We start from the raw sequence: 16429 nt of genomic DNA, 5'->3' as shown, positions 1-16429 counted from the left end.
CTCATTTAATGCTAATAGATCTTTGTAAAGGCTTTATAGGTTCATTTGGAAATTGAGAAGGGGGGATAAGATGCCAAGTTGTGCGATTTGTGGAAAAAATCTTCCAATGCTCGGAATTAATAAGGTAAGACTGAAGGGCGGCGATGTTGTCTGCTTTGATTGTGTGAAAAAAGCCGGGCATAATCCGATGACATGGACAAAAAACCTGTCGACTACCGTTGATATGCTTCAAGCAGAAATTGCAGGTATAAACAAGGCAGAACCGGAAAAACAAAAAAGTGATATCGACATCATGAAGGAAACGTTTGACAAAAGACGGTCTTCTCTTGGACTTGGAGCAAAGGCACGAGTGTCGGATACCTTCAGACCAGATAAAAGCTTCTATAAAAGATTTTACATTGATACGATTCATAAGAAGTGGCAGGCTCTTGGTCCGGTTCATAATTACTCTGATCTGGTAAGTTATGAGTATCAGGAAGATGGTGGAACGGTTGTCTCCGGCGGCGTTGGGAGCGCTGTCATAGGTGGAGCATTGTTCGGAAGTATCGGAGCTGTTGTAGGGGCGGCAACAGGCAAGAAAAAATTATCAGATTATGTGAACAGTATGAAAATTCGACTGACCGTGAAGGATATGAATAATCCGACAGAATATATCGATATGAATCCTGTCAGAATAAGGATGAAGCGGAGCTCTGGACAGTACCGAAAGAATCTTGAAGAAACACAGGAAATCTTGTCATGTCTTGAACTGATCATTCGCGAGAGCCAAAAATCGCAAAGGGCTCCGGAGAACTCAAAAACAACAGATGCCGCAGACGAGATCCTCAAATATAAAAAGCTTCTCGATGCTGGGGCTATTACTCAGGAAGAATATCAAGCGAAGAAAAAGCAGTTACTGAATTTGTGATTCTTCAGATGGGACAAGATAGCTGGTCGAATCAGAAGTTATCAAAGATTGCAAGGCAGTTGAATGAAATTGTAAGTGATCACTTCGGACTAATTAAGCTGAATACCTGCTCATAGGTCAGTGTTGTAAGGTCTAGTGCATTAATATCTCTATGCTCTTTAATGCCTAGTATCCAGTCAACAGAAACGTTATATTTTTCACTTATCAATTTTAATGTTTCAGCTGTTGGTTGTTGCTTACCGTTTCTGATTTTATTCAAATTTGCAAGAGACATGTTTAACTTGCTCGCTGTCATATAATCTGTTTCACCAGCAAACAATTCATTCAGTCTACTACTAATGACATCATTAAATTCAGTCATTATCTCAATGCCTCATTCTCTATTTGTCTTCTATTTGCTTCAACATTTCCTCATTCACCTTTATGGTCAGGTCATAAAGATTTAAAAGATCTTGTTCATCATCAAAAGCTTGAGTTAATTCTTGCTCGACATCCGGATCTTTCCAGGCCTCTTTAGGAAGGATCATTTTACCTTTAAAAACGCAGAGCCTGTTTTCTATCCAGCCTTGAAGCGACAATGTGTCTGCATCCTGCAATGCTTTGCCTTTTTTTAGGAGTTTTTGAAGCAATGGGTCAACAATAACCAAATGATTTTCATGTTCGGAATAAGGAATCACTGCTTCTGTAATATCAATTGCTCCCTTTCCTTTCAATTCCAAAATATCCTCAACCGCGCCAGCATAAGATAATTTATCACTAGTCTCGGTTGTTTTTTTATTTGTTCTTCCAAGAAGCCAGTCCACTGATACCCCGTACTTCTCGGAAATATCAAATAGTTGATCAGTTGTTGGAACCTGTACTCCAGTAAGCAGTTTACTTACCGTCGATTGAGACAAATTAATCTTCTCCGCGATTCTATCTTGCGTATCACCATTAAATGTCTCTTTTAGCCTGTCTTTAATTATCTGTTTATTCAAAGACATATTATCCTCTTATTCTGCTTACGAATATAAATATTCGACTAGTGAATAATTAAATTATAGCACTTCCCATCTTCATTACCATAACGAATTCACATTTCGCGTCACGAAACATCTATTAACGCCACGAAAAATAGCCTTCAAACAGCTCCTTTTATCATTCGTAGCTTCTTTTCTACACTGTGATTGTAAGGAGAGCATCACAAGTCACAGCCTCTGATCAGGGCTGACCCGAACGCTTGGTGATGCACCTACAAACGAGGACATTGCTCATAGGGTAAGCAAGCCTCCACGACAAAAGGAGACAAGAGCATGTCAAACGAAGATTGGATTATCAATCTGGAAAACACAGCAGACGAGGTCGCCGGTATCTGCGGAAGCGAAGTTGTTCGCTTCATTCTCAGGGAGCACGGTGCAAGAAGCATCTATGACTTGAATCCGGGTGACTACGAAGAAGTGTTCTCTGAGCTTTACGCCTACATCGAGAACTACGACTGACAACTGAATATCGAAAGTCCTTCGGCCTCATCGCGCAGCTAACGATTGAGCCAAGGCAAGGTAATCCCCTGCTCCACTCGGTGCGCCCTACCGCGGATAGACGAGTGCATCTCTGGATGGAGCAGGCAGCAAGGCAATTTTGGTTCAGCTTCATGCACAGCTGGCCGCCAATTAGAAACGGGGTAACCCGCTAAGGTGGCCTGAATGAAGAAAAAATTGAATCTGTCATCACGGACTCCCCGTTTCGGAAAGAAACGAGGAAGCCAAGATGGCAATCCCAGTCAAAGAAGTAAAGTTTTATGACAATGGTAGAATTTATGCAACAGTAGAAGTTAAGACCTATGAGAATGGGCGGGTTGAAATCGTACCCCCTGACGGATATCGGATGTATCCAATGGATATTGAGACTGCTGACACCTCAGCACACGGATATGCTTCAGAACTTATCCGCATGTGGTGGAAAGGCAGCCGCCAGTACAAATGCTACATGGTACCCGTCCCTGAGGAACTGTTCAATGTGATGATGCGGCCTGACTGGTCGGAGGATAAGCGTAATCTCCGTTCACACAAGTGTCGTGTTGAAGGCGCTCATGGAACACCGATTATCTGCCGCAAAGCATCCTGCGTCGGATGCCCGAAAGCCGGAAAGGATATGGAAACTAATCAGACGTCTTATATCGAAGACCTGAAGAAGAACAGCAGCTGGGAGCCTTCCACTGAAGACACAACAAGTGCTGTCGCTATGGATCACATTAATCACGATGAGCTCATTGACTTTCTTGCGAAGCATCAGAAAAAGCTGGCTAAAATCAAGCTTCTGGAGGACGCTGGCTATAGCGTGAAGGAAATTCATGAAATACTGGATCTTTCCATCAACACGATCTATACAGATCGGAAGCGGATAGAGAAGCTGGAAAAAGAATTCTTCAAAGAGGATTAATCGAGTAGGAGGCGGTTATTAGCCGCCGTCCTCTCGCACCACCGTGCGTACCGTTCGGTACACGGCGGTTTCAACAGTTGACGTGCACAGACTGATATGCTGCGGCTAGATCATAAAAGCCCCAGCGTATCAGTCTTTCTTTTGTTAAAGCTGTCTTAACCACACCTGTGTTCGCCATTCGCCAGTATGCTTTCCGGCTGTAGGCGCCTTCACAGGCTGCCCATTCGGGCAGACCCAGCCCCATCAGCTTGCGTTTGCGCGTCCGTGGCAGTTTCCACTGTTTCCAGATGCACGTCCGTACGCGTCTGTACAGCCAGCCGTTCAGGGCGGCGATGTTGGTCTTCATGTCCGCCATTCCGTAGTAATTCAGCCATCCGCGCGCAGAAACCTCTATTCGCTTCATAGCCGCTACTATGCTACCTCATTTACTCCGGGAAGTGAGCATACGCAGTTTCTCCTTGAACCTCTTCCATGACTTCGCATGGACACGGACGTACACTCCGTTCTTACCTTTCCCGAAACAGAAGCCAAGGTACTTAAATTTTCGGATTGCAAACAAGCTGACCGTTCTGCTTTTCTCCCGATTCACCTTCAATTTCAAGGTTCCTTCAAGATACTTCACGCTGGATTCCAAAAGCCTCTGTGATGCCCGTTCACTCCTTGCCAGCAGCACGATGTCGTCTGCGTAGCGGATGCATGGCACCCCTCGTCTTCTGAATTCCTGGTCAAATTCGTTCAGATAGACGTTCGCGAGCAATGACAAAAGATTTCCGCCCTGCGGGGAACCTTTTTCTGTCGGAACTACAACACCGTCTTCCATTACTCCGCTCTTCAGATAACGCTTGATCAACTGGATTACTCTCTCGTCTTTGACGTTCTGTCTCAGAAGATTGAGCAGTTTCACATGGTTGATCGTGTCGAAATATTTGGAGAGGTCAAGAACAACTGCCCTTGTGTATCCCTGTTCCGCATACTCCTTTATCTTCCGAATGGCATTCTTTGCACTTCTTCCCGGACGATAGCCGTAGCTTCCGTCTGAGAACAGCGGTTCATAGATGAGCATCAGCTGCTGAGCAATTGCCTGCTGGATGATACGGTCGATCACCGTCGGAATACCAAGCTTACGTACTCCGTCGTCCGGCTTTGGGATCTCTTTGCGTCTCACGGGTGACGGAGTGTAATGTCCGCTCCTTATCTTCGCTATAAGTTCGCTCTGATGCTCCTTCAGCCATGGAAGCGCGTCCTCTATGGTCATCCCATCGATTCCGGGCGCTCCCTTATTTGCCTTCACTCTCTTATAGGCACGGTTAAGGTTATCCTTATCCAGTACCCTCCCGAGAATGTCCGGCTCTGCACTATCCCTTTCCTTCCATATCCGGTTGAAAGAGCGGTGCGCTCTCACATACCCTTTGCGTTCCACACTATCTCTTTGTGAGCAGCCGTCATTGCTGACGTTTTCTGTACCCATTCGCTCTTTCCTCCTTTCCGGGGCGTACTTGGGACTCCTGTTGATTCAGCCCTTCACGGCAATGCCGCTACTATGGCCTCTGCTGACTCCAGTACGCTCAGCACAACGGTGGTTACTCCTTTCAGAGCATATCGTACAGGCCTCCCCGGGTACCACACGTTTCTTTCCCTCCATCTACCTGCCTCATTTATTCCCGCTGATTCCGTGTAGTTACTGGGCTTCGGCTTGTATTGCAGTCTTACCCTCAGCGAAAACCTTATATGAGATTTCTGTTCGTCAGGCCGGAGGTTTGCCCTCGGGTTAGTATGTTCCCCGAATCCGGCTTCCTTCAGATTCCACCTTGCGATGGACACCCTTGCCTTCGACTGTATCCTTCCCACTACCGGGCGGATTCCAGACTTGCACCGGTTAGAAACGTGCGCCGCCGGGCGCACAACAAAAAGGCACTCGACATTTTCAGAGAGAAAACGGCAAGTGCCTGTCAGAGTTCCATATTCTGTTTTTTCTGCTTCGGAGTTTTCTGCTCCTGTATCTGCTTCTGCTGTTCCTGCTCATACTTCAATCGCTCTGTGATAGAGTGCTTCGGTTCGGGCTTCTTCTGGGGTTCTGCCTGTTCCGACGTGATGACTTTACCGACCCAGTAGCGAATATCTTTCATCGGCTGTAATTCCTCTTTGACGGCAGCAAGCTGTCCGGCAAGCTCCAGATATTTGTTCTGAACAATCTTCCAGCCGTGTCTCCATTCTTCGGCGTGGTACTGTTCGTTCCAGTCAACGGTATCTTCCTTATGACTTTTCCATCTGCCGGATGGGAGCTTGATGCGTTCGCCGTTCTCGTCAAGGTCATAAACCTTGCGGCTCTTGGGAAGCCACTTTCCATTTTCATCAATGGATCGCATCGTCAGCATAATGTGGCAATGGGGATTATGTCCCGGAGGATCTGGGTCATGGATTGCAAAATCACAACACATTCCTTTGGACACGAAATACTCATTGCAGTATTCCTGCAACATCTGCGGACACATTTCAAGCGGTACTTCTCTGGGCAGAGCAACAACGAAACGCCTTGCAAGCTGTGAGTTCCATTGCTTCTCTACTCCCTCGGCAGAGTTCCAGAGCGTTGCCCGGTCTGCGTATTCGGGTGGAGCATTGGACGGCAACATGATTTCCGTGTAAACAACCTCATGCTGTTTTCTGTGGTGGTCTTTGAATTTCTGGTCGTACTCGGAAAACAATTTTTCTCCGGCTTGGTAAGCTGCTCCGGCAACGGCAAAGCTGCCTTTGCTTCTCTGAATAATTCGTATCTCCAGATGGGGGACTGGCATTTTGTTTGAACCTCCTTTCTCTGTGCAATAAAAAATGACCGACACTTTTCAGCAGCGGTCAGATGGGGAAAGTATAAGCTTGCTGGCGGTGGATGATTGCTTGCAATCGCTCATCGGCGGCAAGTCCACAAAGGGGTAGCTGGCAAAGCCAGCGCAGGGGAAGTGTAGCTTCCTCTGGATGATTGGAGCAAAAGAATTTTGCGGAAATCATCCAGCTCCCTGCAAGGGGCCTTCGGCAGAACGCAATCACCATCTTTAGGTGGTGTATAATTACGCCCTGTTCCAAAACAGGGTTTTAGCTCCCGTTCGGTTGCTCTGTTTCCTTTCGGTTCTCAATCAGCATATTCAGCTTCTTTTGAACCGCTTCGCTATGGAAGATGAAAGTCAGCAGCTGTTCGGCAGATACTTGTGATGGGCGAAGTGTTCCACTTCCAACCTCATGTTGTAGTAGAAGCAGCGATACCACTTGTCGCAGTCCTCGTCATCTTGCCAAACCATATTCCGAATTGTGACGGTACTTTCTCCTCTGCCCCAGAAGTGTGATTTTCACATTTCTTGAAATGTGATTCTGAAGTGCGGTCCGGACTGCCTGCGGAAAACTTCAGAACATAGGTCAACGAAGGCTTTCCAAGACCCTGCCGCTTGCGCTTGATCAAACCTGCTTTCTTCTTCAGCTCGGACAGCAGTTTGACTGCTTTCTGGTTTCCGCACTGCAGGTCGCTCATGATATCTTCGACTGTGTAAATGATGTATGCCCGGTTCTGGTCATCAAACCATCCGTTTTTCATTGACAGGGACAGGCGATCCAGCATGAGTCCACAGAGAAGCTTTACCTCAACGGATACCTCGCGGAATTCTTCGCCCGTGATCAATGTCTTCGGGATCCGGTAAAACAGGAACTGCTCCGCATCTTCCTGACCGTAGAAATAATCGAATACCATCGTCCTCCCCTCCTTTCCTGAATTTCTGCAAAGAAAAAGGACGTCAATCTGCTGGAAATGCCAGTAAACTAACGTCCTCTAATGACTATGTATATTTGTCTGTTCTTATCTGGTTTTATATTGCTACTGTAACGAGGTCTAACGCTATCACCACGGTAATGTATTTTTCGAACTGTTTTCCGCGGTCAGACCAAGCCGTTTTCCCGAAGATGAAATGTTCGCAAAAGTGCTTGAATTCAGCGATTTCTACGAGTTCGTGCGTGATAGCAACACAATGGTCTCGACGTGCCTTGAGACTTCACTATGAATGTCAACAGTTTTGCATTTTTCCGCTTTGGAATTGTCGGAGAAAAAATGCTTTGAGGAAACAAGTCCACGACTGCAGAATTACTCTAAAAGACCGGAATTTATCAATTCTTATTCCGAATTCCTCTTCACATAGTGAAGCTCAATATCATACCCCAGAGCTTCCATCATCCGCACAAAAGTCCTGTTCACAACCCCATCTGGTTTCTTAATCACACGGTTCACATATGCCTTGGTGGTTTCAATCTCTTCTGCCACCTTAACCTGTGTCTTGCCCTGCTCTATACATTTTACTTTTACATCGACTTCTATATTATTTTTTACCATAGCATCTACCTGTGATCAAAATATTGGTTATCTATTTCGTATAACTTATAGTACATCATTTTATTTGGTTCTGCAAGGTCAAAAAAGAGGCTCACTGGCAATCAGCAAGCCTCCAAGATACTTTGATCATATAACTGTTATGCTTTGTTGAATTTATCCTTACCCTGCCCGCATCTCGGACATTTCCAGTCGTCCGGCAGATCCTCGAATGCGACTCCCTCATGTTCGGCGGGATCGTAGACATACCCACAGATGGAACAAACATACTTGCCCGAACTTTCAGCCTTACTAAAATCTACTTCGGCGAATACTGTTGGTACCGGATTGTCCAGATCCATCACACGCTTTGCTTCCAAGTTCTCATAGCCCTGCGGTGTATGGGTTCCCATATAAACGGTCGGATGATTGCGGACAAACTCACGTACTCTGTCAAGCGATTCACGGGCTGCGGAAAGATCATCAAAGACTACGGAGAGCTTGTTTTCATAGAGGGCTTCATCCACGTATGTGATATCCGCCTCAAACATATAGAACAGGTCGTCATTTTCTACGATTACAAGGCTGTTTCCATTTGTATGGCCTTTTGCCTTAATCAGATAGATGCCATCCTGTATTTTCTGGCTTTCAGGGAAATTATAATAAGCCCCATCCGTAAAGCTGACGGGAACAACATTGTCAATTCCCTGCAGTTCATCCGCAGTAAGTTCCTCCTCATTCACATAGATTTTCGCATTCGGAAATGACCTCAACTCTCCGGAATGGTCACCATGCTTATGTGTGAGAAGAATCTTCGTCACCTGTTCTGGCTTGTATCCTAAAGCGGCAAACGCCTCCATATAGCTGCAGATATCCTTTCCCGTATATAGGGTACTGTTCTCATCCGGCACCTCTTCCGGGGTGCCTGCGGGAAGACCCGTATCGACAAGAATCACCTCATCACCTGTGTCGATGAGATAATTCTGAAGACTGCCACGATATCTGACCTTCGGATCAAAGTTCTCTGCTCCTTCTTCACCGCCGAATACAAACGGCTGCGCATAAAAGCCGCCTGTTCTGAATTTAACTGCCTTGATCTCCATTTCAATCCTCCTTTGCTTTGTTTATTAATGCTTCTCCAAGCTCATACGCCTTCTGACACTCCTGCGGAAAAATCGTCTCATGGCGTATCCGTTTTGCCTCCGGATCAAATATCGACCATTCCCAGTCCGTCCCGGAATAGTCCTTCAGCTGTAAGGTCTCGCCGCTGACAAAAACCTCAGTTGGCCCGACAAACCTGCTCATTGTCTGCTGGTAATTATTCAAAAGTGCTTGATAGCCATAATCCGGCGAATTGCTGGTCATGATCAAAAGCACCGGGAGCACATTCTGATTGCAGCATGGCGTTTCAGCATTATAGGTCAGGTTCTGAAAGATCAGTCGTTCATAGAGTGCCCGGAAAGATGCCGTCATCTCACCAAGATAATTCGGAGACCCGATGATCAGACCGTCCGCTTCCCGGATTGCGTTGAGCACCGGAGTAAGACCATCTCTGCAAATACAATGACCTTTATTCTTTTCTCTCTTACACCCAAAGCAAGAAATACATCCGGTATATCTTTCCAGCTTGAAAAGATCGAATTTTTCCACCTCTGCTCCGGCAGATTCGGCACCCTTTATCGCTTCATCAATCAGCGTGTCTGTGTTCCACCCTATTCTCGGTCCTGCGTTGACCGCAACGATTCTTTTACTCATACGCATTCTCCTCTCCTGAGTGTCTTCTTCATCTCTGCCCCAGGCTTAAACGCATCTGAAATTGCTTATCAAACGTGACCGTTACGGTCCCTTTTTCAGCCTTGAACTGAGTCCCGGATATCGTCGTTGTCTTCAGTTTTTGGCTGCTGTCGTTTTCTTTGAATTCAGCGCCAGGCTTTACCCGGTAAAGCGTGAACGCAACATCCGGATATCTTCCTGCCTCTTTTTCAGCGTTCGTCCAGCCTTCAGTGTTAAACGTCTTGGTAACTGTAATGCAACGTCGCGCTGCGACGTACTTGTTTGTCACCTGAAGGTCTCTGGAGACATATGGTTTCTTCTCAAAGACCTGATCAAATGAAGTCAGTGCATTATCCGGGAAGGACTCTGTTACGCTGTAAATATATGGGTCTCCATTTTTATCATACTTTGGAATCCGCAGAGTGTTGCCATCCTCATCCTTAAATGCAAAGGTGTAGGAGCCATTCTTTACGACCAGACTGGCAGTCGCAGGCTTATCCTTTACCATATATGGCGAACCGTTCCCGGTGTCCGTTACCCTTTTCTGAATCAAAGTAAAAATGATCGAGCCGTCCTGTGGCATGACAAACGGGTCGCTTTCCATGTCATACGGGACTTTGCTGAATACCTTCGTGCCGCTTGCCACCATCGTCGCATGCATGGTATTGATGAAAGTTGAGCCGTTTGCGAGGTACGTCTTCTCTCCGGATGTGATAGCTGAAGTTCCATCTGCCGGCGTGTCTGTCTCCTTATATTTGTCCGCACCGTCGCCAGTCATCGTCTCGGAAGCATAGTAGGTAACCTCGGCGCCGATATCATCATCTGTCAGCTTATTGTTTGAGGCTCTCACCAGGTCTTCTGTGACATACTTTGGCATGCTCTGAGCAAAGGTATAAGTATAGGTTGTATTTTCCTGGCCTTTAACGGCTTCCTTATAGGTATCACAAGAAATCGGGATCAGAGGGAGGTTCTCCTCATCTCCGCCTGCCGCCTTAATCTGACTTGCGCTCTTCACCCGTGCCGCCAGGTTCAGTGTGACATCTGGGCGAATGTTTTCGCTGTTGTTGTGATCTGCCCAGATCTTCTTGTAAGAGATCGTTTCATCTTTGTCTTCGCGGCGGTTTGTGAAATTTGTGGTGATTTTCAGATTTTCATTTTTCTCTCCATCCGCGCCAGTTGTTGTCCCTGTATATCCGACGTCGATCGGGCTGTTAATTATATATCCGCTGTCTGTCAGACTCTCTTCACATTTATATTCATACCTGGTTCCGAGTTCTTCATTATACAGCGGGAAGTCATTGAATGTAATGATGTAGTCGTTGAGGGATTCACCCTTCCCACGCGCAAAGCTATAATCCTTTCCCAGATCTGCAGCATTTTCATCGATGGTTGCAGTTGTCGAAACCTTTCCATCCTTATCAACTGTTACTGTACAAGTGGCATACGGACTCCCGTCGCGCGTAAGATTGAAGGTTACCTTCGGTCTTCCCTTCAGATAATGTCCATCAAACCACTTCGCGTTGATCTGGTAGATGACCTTACCCTGCTTGACGTTCTTTACTTCACTACCGTTATCGCCCGCATAGGTAACCTTATAGTCCTGTTGCACCTCGACGCCATTCTCAGAGACCAGTGTAGTCGTATAACTGTGATAGGCACAGTTGTCACCAGCGGGTACGTCAGTATCTCCGACTTTTACTTCGCGGTAAACAATGTCATTCTTTAAAAGGTTGTCAAATGTTCGAGTCTCTCCGTTTTCGTCAGTAAGAGTCCTTACTCCACTCTCTTCGCTGCCGAAATAGGTTGTCATTTGTTCATTACTTAAGCCAAACAGCTGAGTGACATGCCAGCCGTTATCGGCAGAAAGCTTGTAAACACCGATCTTCTGCTTATCCCAGTCTGCCGGACGGTCAATCTTTCCATTTTTATCTTTGCGGAAAACCTTGATCACAACTGGCTGTCGCGTGGAGGTATCGCCGCCGTCGACCCATGTTTTGTAAAGATCAACGTTCATGTTCTGACCATCGCCGCCATTGACATTATTATTTGTAATCGCAACGGATTCAACGAGATCTGCCTTGCCGGAATTATCTTGTCTAAGGGTATAGTCAAAGTAATGGCGGGAGTCATCACCCACTTCGTCGACGAAGTAAGTATAACGGGAAGAATTCTCGTCATACAGTGGCAGAACAATATCTGGCGCTATACTGCCCCAGTACAGTTCGTCTTTGTTTCCAGTCAGCTCCCCTGTATAAGTCCTATTTGCCTTTGCTTCATCCAGGGCAACCCATGTCTTTCCGTGCTGATCCAGAACCTCTTCTTTTCCATACGGATCCACGCGGTGAATCGCATACTGAACCGAGGTTTTTCCCGGTTTCGCTGTCCATGTTTTGCTCAGCTCAAACCGGATCGTACCGCCCAGCGTATTCGTGATCTCCGTAACTCTGGTTCTCTTGTCCGGCCGTGCGCAATCAGCGGAAGTAACGTTCGTGATACTGTATGTGTCGATTTCGCCACTGGCATTGACGGTAAAGGCATCGCCCTGATCCAGCGTACCATCATCAGCTCCCTTTGAGAGATAGTTTGACTCTGGCACCTCGTACGGAATATAGGTATAGAAGTTACCCTTTTCATCGATCATCGGCAGGTCGCTGAAGGTCGTTCCCGCCGTCAAATCATTATAGTCAGCAAACCCTTTGATCTCTTTTACAAGCGGAGTTCCGGTGTTATCCTTGACAATTTCCACCTTAGAGGAGTCATCCGTGTACCGTTTCAGGCCGACGTGTACTGTATAACCCGCGACCTTTAAGGTTGTACCCTTGGCAACCCAGTGTTTCTGGACATAGATGCTGGTTGTATTTTTGACATTCTTATTCAGAACGATTCCGCCATTCGGGCAGCCAAGATTCGTTACTTCTTTCCTATCAGCATCCTTGTAATAGATCGCCTGATAATTTCCATTATCCGATGCAGGGATGGTCTCCTTTACGACGTACTGATACTGGCGCCCGTTTTTATCATATGGTTAATGTATTAGTCGTCATGCCACACCTCCCGCAAACGCTCTGAATGCCTGCCTCTGTGTTTTTGCGACCTCAGACGGGGACGCAGTGGGCACGTTGTAGGTGTTCTCCTGATGCATACTGTTGTCATTGTTATAAACATTCGTTACAGATGCCCCGGCCAGTCCCCCCATAGGCTTTGCGGCCGCCCTGGCGCTCCTATTCATAGAATCTTGCAGCCTGTCAAGGATAAATGAATGATCAATAAGCCCACTCACGCTTTTATCCATCTGCCTGAGCATCTCCGGCGTTTTGTTCTTAATACCTTGCGCAATTCCAAGCGGGATCATACGACCGACTTCCTTGTCCATCACATGGGAAGGTGACCGGACATCCAACCTCCTCTTTGCCGCGTCAAGCGCCTGTTGTGCGGCATTTTCAGCGGCACTCCTGATCGCCCCTGTATTAGCGTTAATGCCTTGTGCGAATCCACGGCTGAAGTTCGCTCCAACAGCTCTCGCCTTTGAAGTATAGGAATTCAACCGCCCATAGGCGATAGAGCCCAGCTGATCCCCGGCTGTTCCGGCCAGTTCATATCCATTTTCAATCGCTCCGTGAAAATAGCTTTGAAAGCTGTCCCCTACGGCTCCCGCTTTTCCCGGATAATTATTCTTGTTCAGGCCACTATCTGCGGAACTTCCCAGCCTGTCACCAGATGCATACGCTCCCGCATTTCCACTGCTTAGGTTTCCAATAAATTCATTTTTGGCATCATCCGCAACCCTGCCATAATGGCCATCCACATTAGCAGAATCCAGCCCGTCATTTGAATTTTTGGCATACTCAGCCGCTGCATGATAAGCGCCTGCCTCTCCTGCTGCATAAGTATTTACGGTGTTATCACATGCACTCTGAGCGGTTTCCGCCGCGTGTTCAGGCATTTGGGCTGCATCAATACCCTCATTAGCTCCTTGCACCGCAGATTGCGCAGCCGCTACAACAGAATACCTTCTGGCTTCAAATTCTCCCGTAAGCCCGTATACAACATCATCGGCTTTCGCTGCAGCCGGTGTTCTGGTATCCACAGATTCCACGCCACTGGATACCGCCTCGGCCGCATCCACACCACTTTGCTGTGCGGCTCCAGAATCCACAAGTTCCTGGAATGCCGATAGGATTTCATCAGCAGATGCCTCCGATAGCCCTTTGAATTTCGGATTCATGTCAGCCATTCCTTCAAGAACCGAGCCCATAGCCGCGATCATACTGCTCTTGCCATCAGGTCCAAGCTTGTCAATGCAAGCAATCGCTTCATTCAATGAGTTTTGTAATTCTTCTGGAATCTTTCCCCCGTTTTCACGGATAGCCTTTGCAGCCATTTCAAAACCTTCAGAAAGGTCTGTTAGGTTTGGTGTTGTACCAGACAGGGCCGCATTGATCAGGTTCTGGCTGGCTATTATGCCGGACGCAGCCTCCTGCGAATACTGCGGAATCAGTTCGTACATTTCAGCGGCAGCGTCTGTTCCTTCCCTTGTACCTGTCGCAAGAGAATCAATCACAGCGTTTAATCCTGCCACCTTTGTCTGCGATTCCGCCGCAGCAGAACCAGCTTCCCTATAGGCGTCTCCTGCGGATGAAAATGCACCGGAAGCATCTTCCAGCGCTGTCTGAGCCTCCTCTAATCTGCTGGCTGTGTCAGAGGACACCTCGCCATACTGTTTTGTATCTTCATTTGCTGCCTTTATTGCATCACTATAAGCTGCGTAGGCCTGTATGTATGCCGACAGGCTCTCCTGATATGCGCTTTCTGCATCAGAAAGGTCTTTCTGAGCCGTGGCATTGTCCTTAACCGCCTGCGTGTATTCATCCATAGCAGCCGCTTGAATGGCCTGTGCTTTCGTTTTAGATATGTTCTCGTCAATGGTTCCGTTCAGTTCCTGCAGGGAGACCTTTGCTCCATCCGTGTTTTCAATAAACCCATCAGCAGTCAGGGAGTATTGTGTTCCCATTGCCTCATTAAGCTGGTTCAGGATGTAATCTGCGGTTTCTGCGCACCCATCTTTTAGACGTCCCTGTGAGTCAAAGCATTCCCCAAGTCGGCTCTTCCAATTTTCCAACTCCGACGCACTTTGCTGATAGGATGAAACCGTGTTCTGAATTTCATCATCCATCTGAGACATTGATTGTCGGTTTTCATCCACACTTTGGTTAATTGCATCAATCCGGTCATAAAATGCCTGAAGCTGTGGATCGGTAGTTTCCACATTAGCCGCCAGCATAGCAAATGCCGAAGCTGCACCGGCAATCACCACCGGAATCAGCATTAAAGGATTCGCAGATGCGGCTGCACCCAAGGCTGTCAGCGCCTGTTGTGCTGTCTCAATCACTTTTGATACAGCAGACATCACATCCACAGTTTTCTTAAATGTAAGAATCGCAGTAACCGCACCAATGGCCGCCGTGGCAATCACATCAAAGTGATCCCCGATAAAATCTATGATCTTTATAACCGCCGGGCCTACAGAATCAACGATATCCCCAAACGCCTGAACCAGCTTTCCTACCAGCTTGGCCGCTTTTTCTATGCCACGTTTCAGCCCTCCGGATTCCATCGACTTTCCGATATCGTCAAATATTTTCCGGATTGGCTCCGAGATAGACCGCGGGAGTAGCGACAAAAGCCCGTCTGCAAGTGCTTTTACAATTTCCTTGGCGGCCGTGAGCATTTCGTCTTTGTGTTTAATCATGTTGCTGCCAATAGACTTGATAAGTCCGGCAGCGGTTGTAATCAGCTTCGGCGCTGCTTTACCCATACCGATCAGCAGATTGGCAATAACATTCCCTCCTGCATCAATCAGCCCGTCCACGCCGTCCTTCTGGAAAGCATCTGACAGCTGCTGAATCGCATCGTTTGCCGCTGGCATGAGCTTTTTTGTCAATGTTTCAGATATCGGCTCAAAAACCTGACCAACAAGCGCAGACGCATTATCCTTCAAGTTGGACAGCTGCCCGTTGAAGGTCTTTGACTGATTATTCATGGCGTCGTAGTACCGCCCGCCCTCTGAAGCTGCCTGCTGCAGCGCCGCTGTCAGCTCTTCATATGTGATATCCATTTCCTTGACATCTTTGGTACTCTTTCCGGTGTAATCCGCTAAAATCCCATATATGTCAATTCCTGCATAAGCGAACTGCTTGATATCAGCGCTTGTCGCCTTTCCGGCATTTTTGATCTGCTGCAGGTTTTGAGACATCCTCTGCAGCTCATCGTTACCGCCTCCTGTAGCCGCCACAGCATCACCCAGAGCCATGATAGTCTTTCTGGACTCCTCTGCAGATTCTCCGGTAGAAATAAGGAAGTTATTGGCCTGTACAAGTCCTTTGACATCAAACGGAGTTGTTGCGGCATCCTTCTTAATCGCTTCTAGAGCAGCCTCCGCCTTTTCGGATGAACCAAGCATCGTAGTAAGCGCAGTCTGGTATTTTTCTATTTCTGCGTTATACGAGACCCCCATCGTTCCAAGGCCAACAATCGCAGTGCTGACGCTTGCGATTGCACCAACCGCGATTTTTGCCGCGCTTTTTGCAAAATCGGCTATCTTTCCAATTTTATCCTTGATAGCTCCCGTTATGGGTTCAAGTGCCGTTGAATATTTGTCTAGGTCTTCTGTGTATTCTGAAAAACAACGTGAACTGGCCTTCGCGCTATCCTCAAAAGCCGTTTTTATTCGGGATATCGGGCCAGAAGACAGGTTATCCGCCTTCACTGTGAAAGAACGCATAGGATCGTCTAAATTGGCGCGAAGGGCTTCTACCTTCTTTTTAGCCTCTTCTGTTTCTTTACCTACGCTTTTAGCCGCCCTCTCTGCACTTTCTGAGATAGTATTTGCGGCCTTTTTAACCTTCTTTTCAGCATCAGCCAGCCCTTTTTCTATGCCCTTCGTGTCCAGCGAAGTATCAATAATAATTTTTCCGTCTGCCATAACCTCT

11 protein-coding genes and 2 pseudogenes are annotated in these 16429 nt (G+C 47.2%); 3 read left to right on the top strand and 10 right to left on the bottom strand.

Translation table 11 applies throughout. The annotated features are described in order from the left end of the window. Window positions 1-70: 70 nt before the first annotated feature. On the top strand, window positions 71-907 hold the full coding sequence (locus FYJ60_RS11335) for an SHOCT domain-containing protein (protein WP_154458807.1): 837 nt from the start codon (window positions 71-73) through the stop codon (window positions 905-907). A 79-nt stretch (window positions 908-986) separates the two neighbouring features. Here the strand turns inward: FYJ60_RS11335 and FYJ60_RS11330 are convergent, their stop codons facing one another. Together FYJ60_RS11330 and FYJ60_RS11325 are read right to left on the bottom strand one after the other, a co-directional pair. Next, window positions 987-1268 (bottom strand): helix-turn-helix domain-containing protein, encoded by a 282-nt coding sequence (locus tag FYJ60_RS11330; protein WP_154458789.1) that lies wholly within the window; start codon window positions 1266-1268, stop codon window positions 987-989. 19 nt (window positions 1269-1287) lie between these two features. Continuing rightward, window positions 1288-1890: a helix-turn-helix domain-containing protein gene (locus FYJ60_RS11325; protein ID WP_154458788.1), complete on the bottom strand. Its 603-nt coding sequence runs from the start codon at window positions 1888-1890 to the stop codon at window positions 1288-1290. Between the two features lie 309 nt (window positions 1891-2199). Here FYJ60_RS11325 and FYJ60_RS11320 point away from each other — a divergent pair, with 309 nt between their 5' ends. Then, window positions 2200-2385: a hypothetical protein gene (locus tag FYJ60_RS11320; protein ID WP_154458787.1), complete on the top strand. Its 186-nt coding sequence runs from the start codon at window positions 2200-2202 to the stop codon at window positions 2383-2385. A gap of 268 nt (window positions 2386-2653) precedes the next feature. Then, window positions 2654-3325, top strand: a complete 672-nt coding sequence (locus FYJ60_RS11315; protein ID WP_154458786.1) for a sigma-70 RNA polymerase sigma factor region 4 domain-containing protein — start codon at window positions 2654-2656, stop codon at window positions 3323-3325. Between the two features lie 70 nt (window positions 3326-3395). Here FYJ60_RS11315 and ltrA read toward each other — a convergent pair. The 8 genes and pseudogenes from ltrA to FYJ60_RS11275 form a co-directional block, all read right to left on the bottom strand. After that, window positions 3396-4793: pseudogene (gene ltrA / locus FYJ60_RS11310) on the bottom strand (group II intron reverse transcriptase/maturase). A gap of 691 nt (window positions 4794-5484) precedes the next feature. Beyond that, window positions 5485-6117 (bottom strand): annotated as a pseudogene (gene mobQ / locus FYJ60_RS11305) (MobQ family relaxase); the annotation flags it as partial. Between the two features lie 437 nt (window positions 6118-6554). After that, the gene (locus FYJ60_RS11300) at window positions 6555-7058 is read right to left on the bottom strand and encodes a replication initiator protein A (RefSeq protein WP_235903409.1); all 504 of its coding nucleotides are present in this window, start codon (window positions 7056-7058) and stop codon (window positions 6555-6557) included. 417 nt (window positions 7059-7475) lie between these two features. Further along, window positions 7476-7691 carry a helix-turn-helix domain-containing protein gene (locus FYJ60_RS11295; protein ID WP_154458784.1) on the bottom strand — a complete coding sequence of 72 codons (216 nt, stop codon included), beginning with the start codon at window positions 7689-7691 and terminating at the stop codon, window positions 7476-7478. Window positions 7692-7828: 137 nt separating this feature from the next. Continuing rightward, a complete protein-coding gene (locus FYJ60_RS12945; protein WP_154458783.1) occupies window positions 7829-8770 on the bottom strand; it encodes an MBL fold metallo-hydrolase in 942 nt (313 codons plus the stop codon). Between the two features lies 1 nt (window position 8771). Next, a complete protein-coding gene (locus FYJ60_RS11285; RefSeq protein ID WP_154458782.1) occupies window positions 8772-9422 on the bottom strand; it encodes a flavodoxin family protein in 651 nt (216 codons plus the stop codon). 28 nt (window positions 9423-9450) lie between these two features. Next, window positions 9451-12186 (bottom strand): Cna B-type domain-containing protein, encoded by a 2736-nt coding sequence (locus tag FYJ60_RS11280; protein WP_154458781.1) that lies wholly within the window; start codon window positions 12184-12186, stop codon window positions 9451-9453. Between the two features lie 294 nt (window positions 12187-12480). Then, window positions 12481-16422, bottom strand: a complete 3942-nt coding sequence (locus tag FYJ60_RS11275; protein WP_154458780.1) for a tape measure protein — start codon at window positions 16420-16422, stop codon at window positions 12481-12483. Window positions 16423-16429 lie beyond the last annotated feature (7 nt).

It is taken from the genome of Bilifractor porci (assembly GCF_009696005.1).
GTDB classification, from domain to species: Bacteria; Bacillota; Clostridia; order Lachnospirales; family Lachnospiraceae; genus Bilifractor; species Bilifractor porci.
The sequence above is the reverse complement of the archived record's forward strand: the minus strand, read 5'-3'. Positions and strand labels throughout refer to the sequence as shown.

What these genes read in the sequence shown, in the direction of transcription:
- FYJ60_RS11335 (WP_154458807.1), top strand. Translation starts at nt 71, where the DNA reads ATGCCAAGTTGTGCGATTTGTGGAAAAAATCTTCCAATGCTCGGAATT.
- FYJ60_RS11295 (WP_154458784.1), bottom strand. Translation starts at nt 7,691, where the DNA reads ATGGTAAAAAATAATATAGAAGTCGATGTAAAAGTAAAATGTATAGAG.
- FYJ60_RS11315 (WP_154458786.1), top strand. Translation starts at nt 2,654, where the DNA reads ATGGCAATCCCAGTCAAAGAAGTAAAGTTTTATGACAATGGTAGAATT.
- FYJ60_RS11330 (WP_154458789.1), bottom strand. Translation starts at nt 1,268, where the DNA reads ATGACTGAATTTAATGATGTCATTAGTAGTAGACTGAATGAATTGTTT.
- FYJ60_RS11320 (WP_154458787.1), top strand. Translation starts at nt 2,200, where the DNA reads ATGTCAAACGAAGATTGGATTATCAATCTGGAAAACACAGCAGACGAG.
- FYJ60_RS12945 (WP_154458783.1), bottom strand. Translation starts at nt 8,770, where the DNA reads ATGGAGATCAAGGCAGTTAAATTCAGAACAGGCGGCTTTTATGCGCAG.
- FYJ60_RS11325 (WP_154458788.1), bottom strand. Translation starts at nt 1,890, where the DNA reads ATGTCTTTGAATAAACAGATAATTAAAGACAGGCTAAAAGAGACATTT.
- FYJ60_RS11275 (WP_154458780.1), bottom strand. Translation starts at nt 16,422, where the DNA reads ATGGCAGACGGAAAAATTATTATTGATACTTCGCTGGACACGAAGGGC.
- FYJ60_RS11285 (WP_154458782.1), bottom strand. Translation starts at nt 9,422, where the DNA reads ATGAGTAAAAGAATCGTTGCGGTCAACGCAGGACCGAGAATAGGGTGG.
- FYJ60_RS11300 (WP_235903409.1), bottom strand. Translation starts at nt 7,058, where the DNA reads ATGGTATTCGATTATTTCTACGGTCAGGAAGATGCGGAGCAGTTCCTG.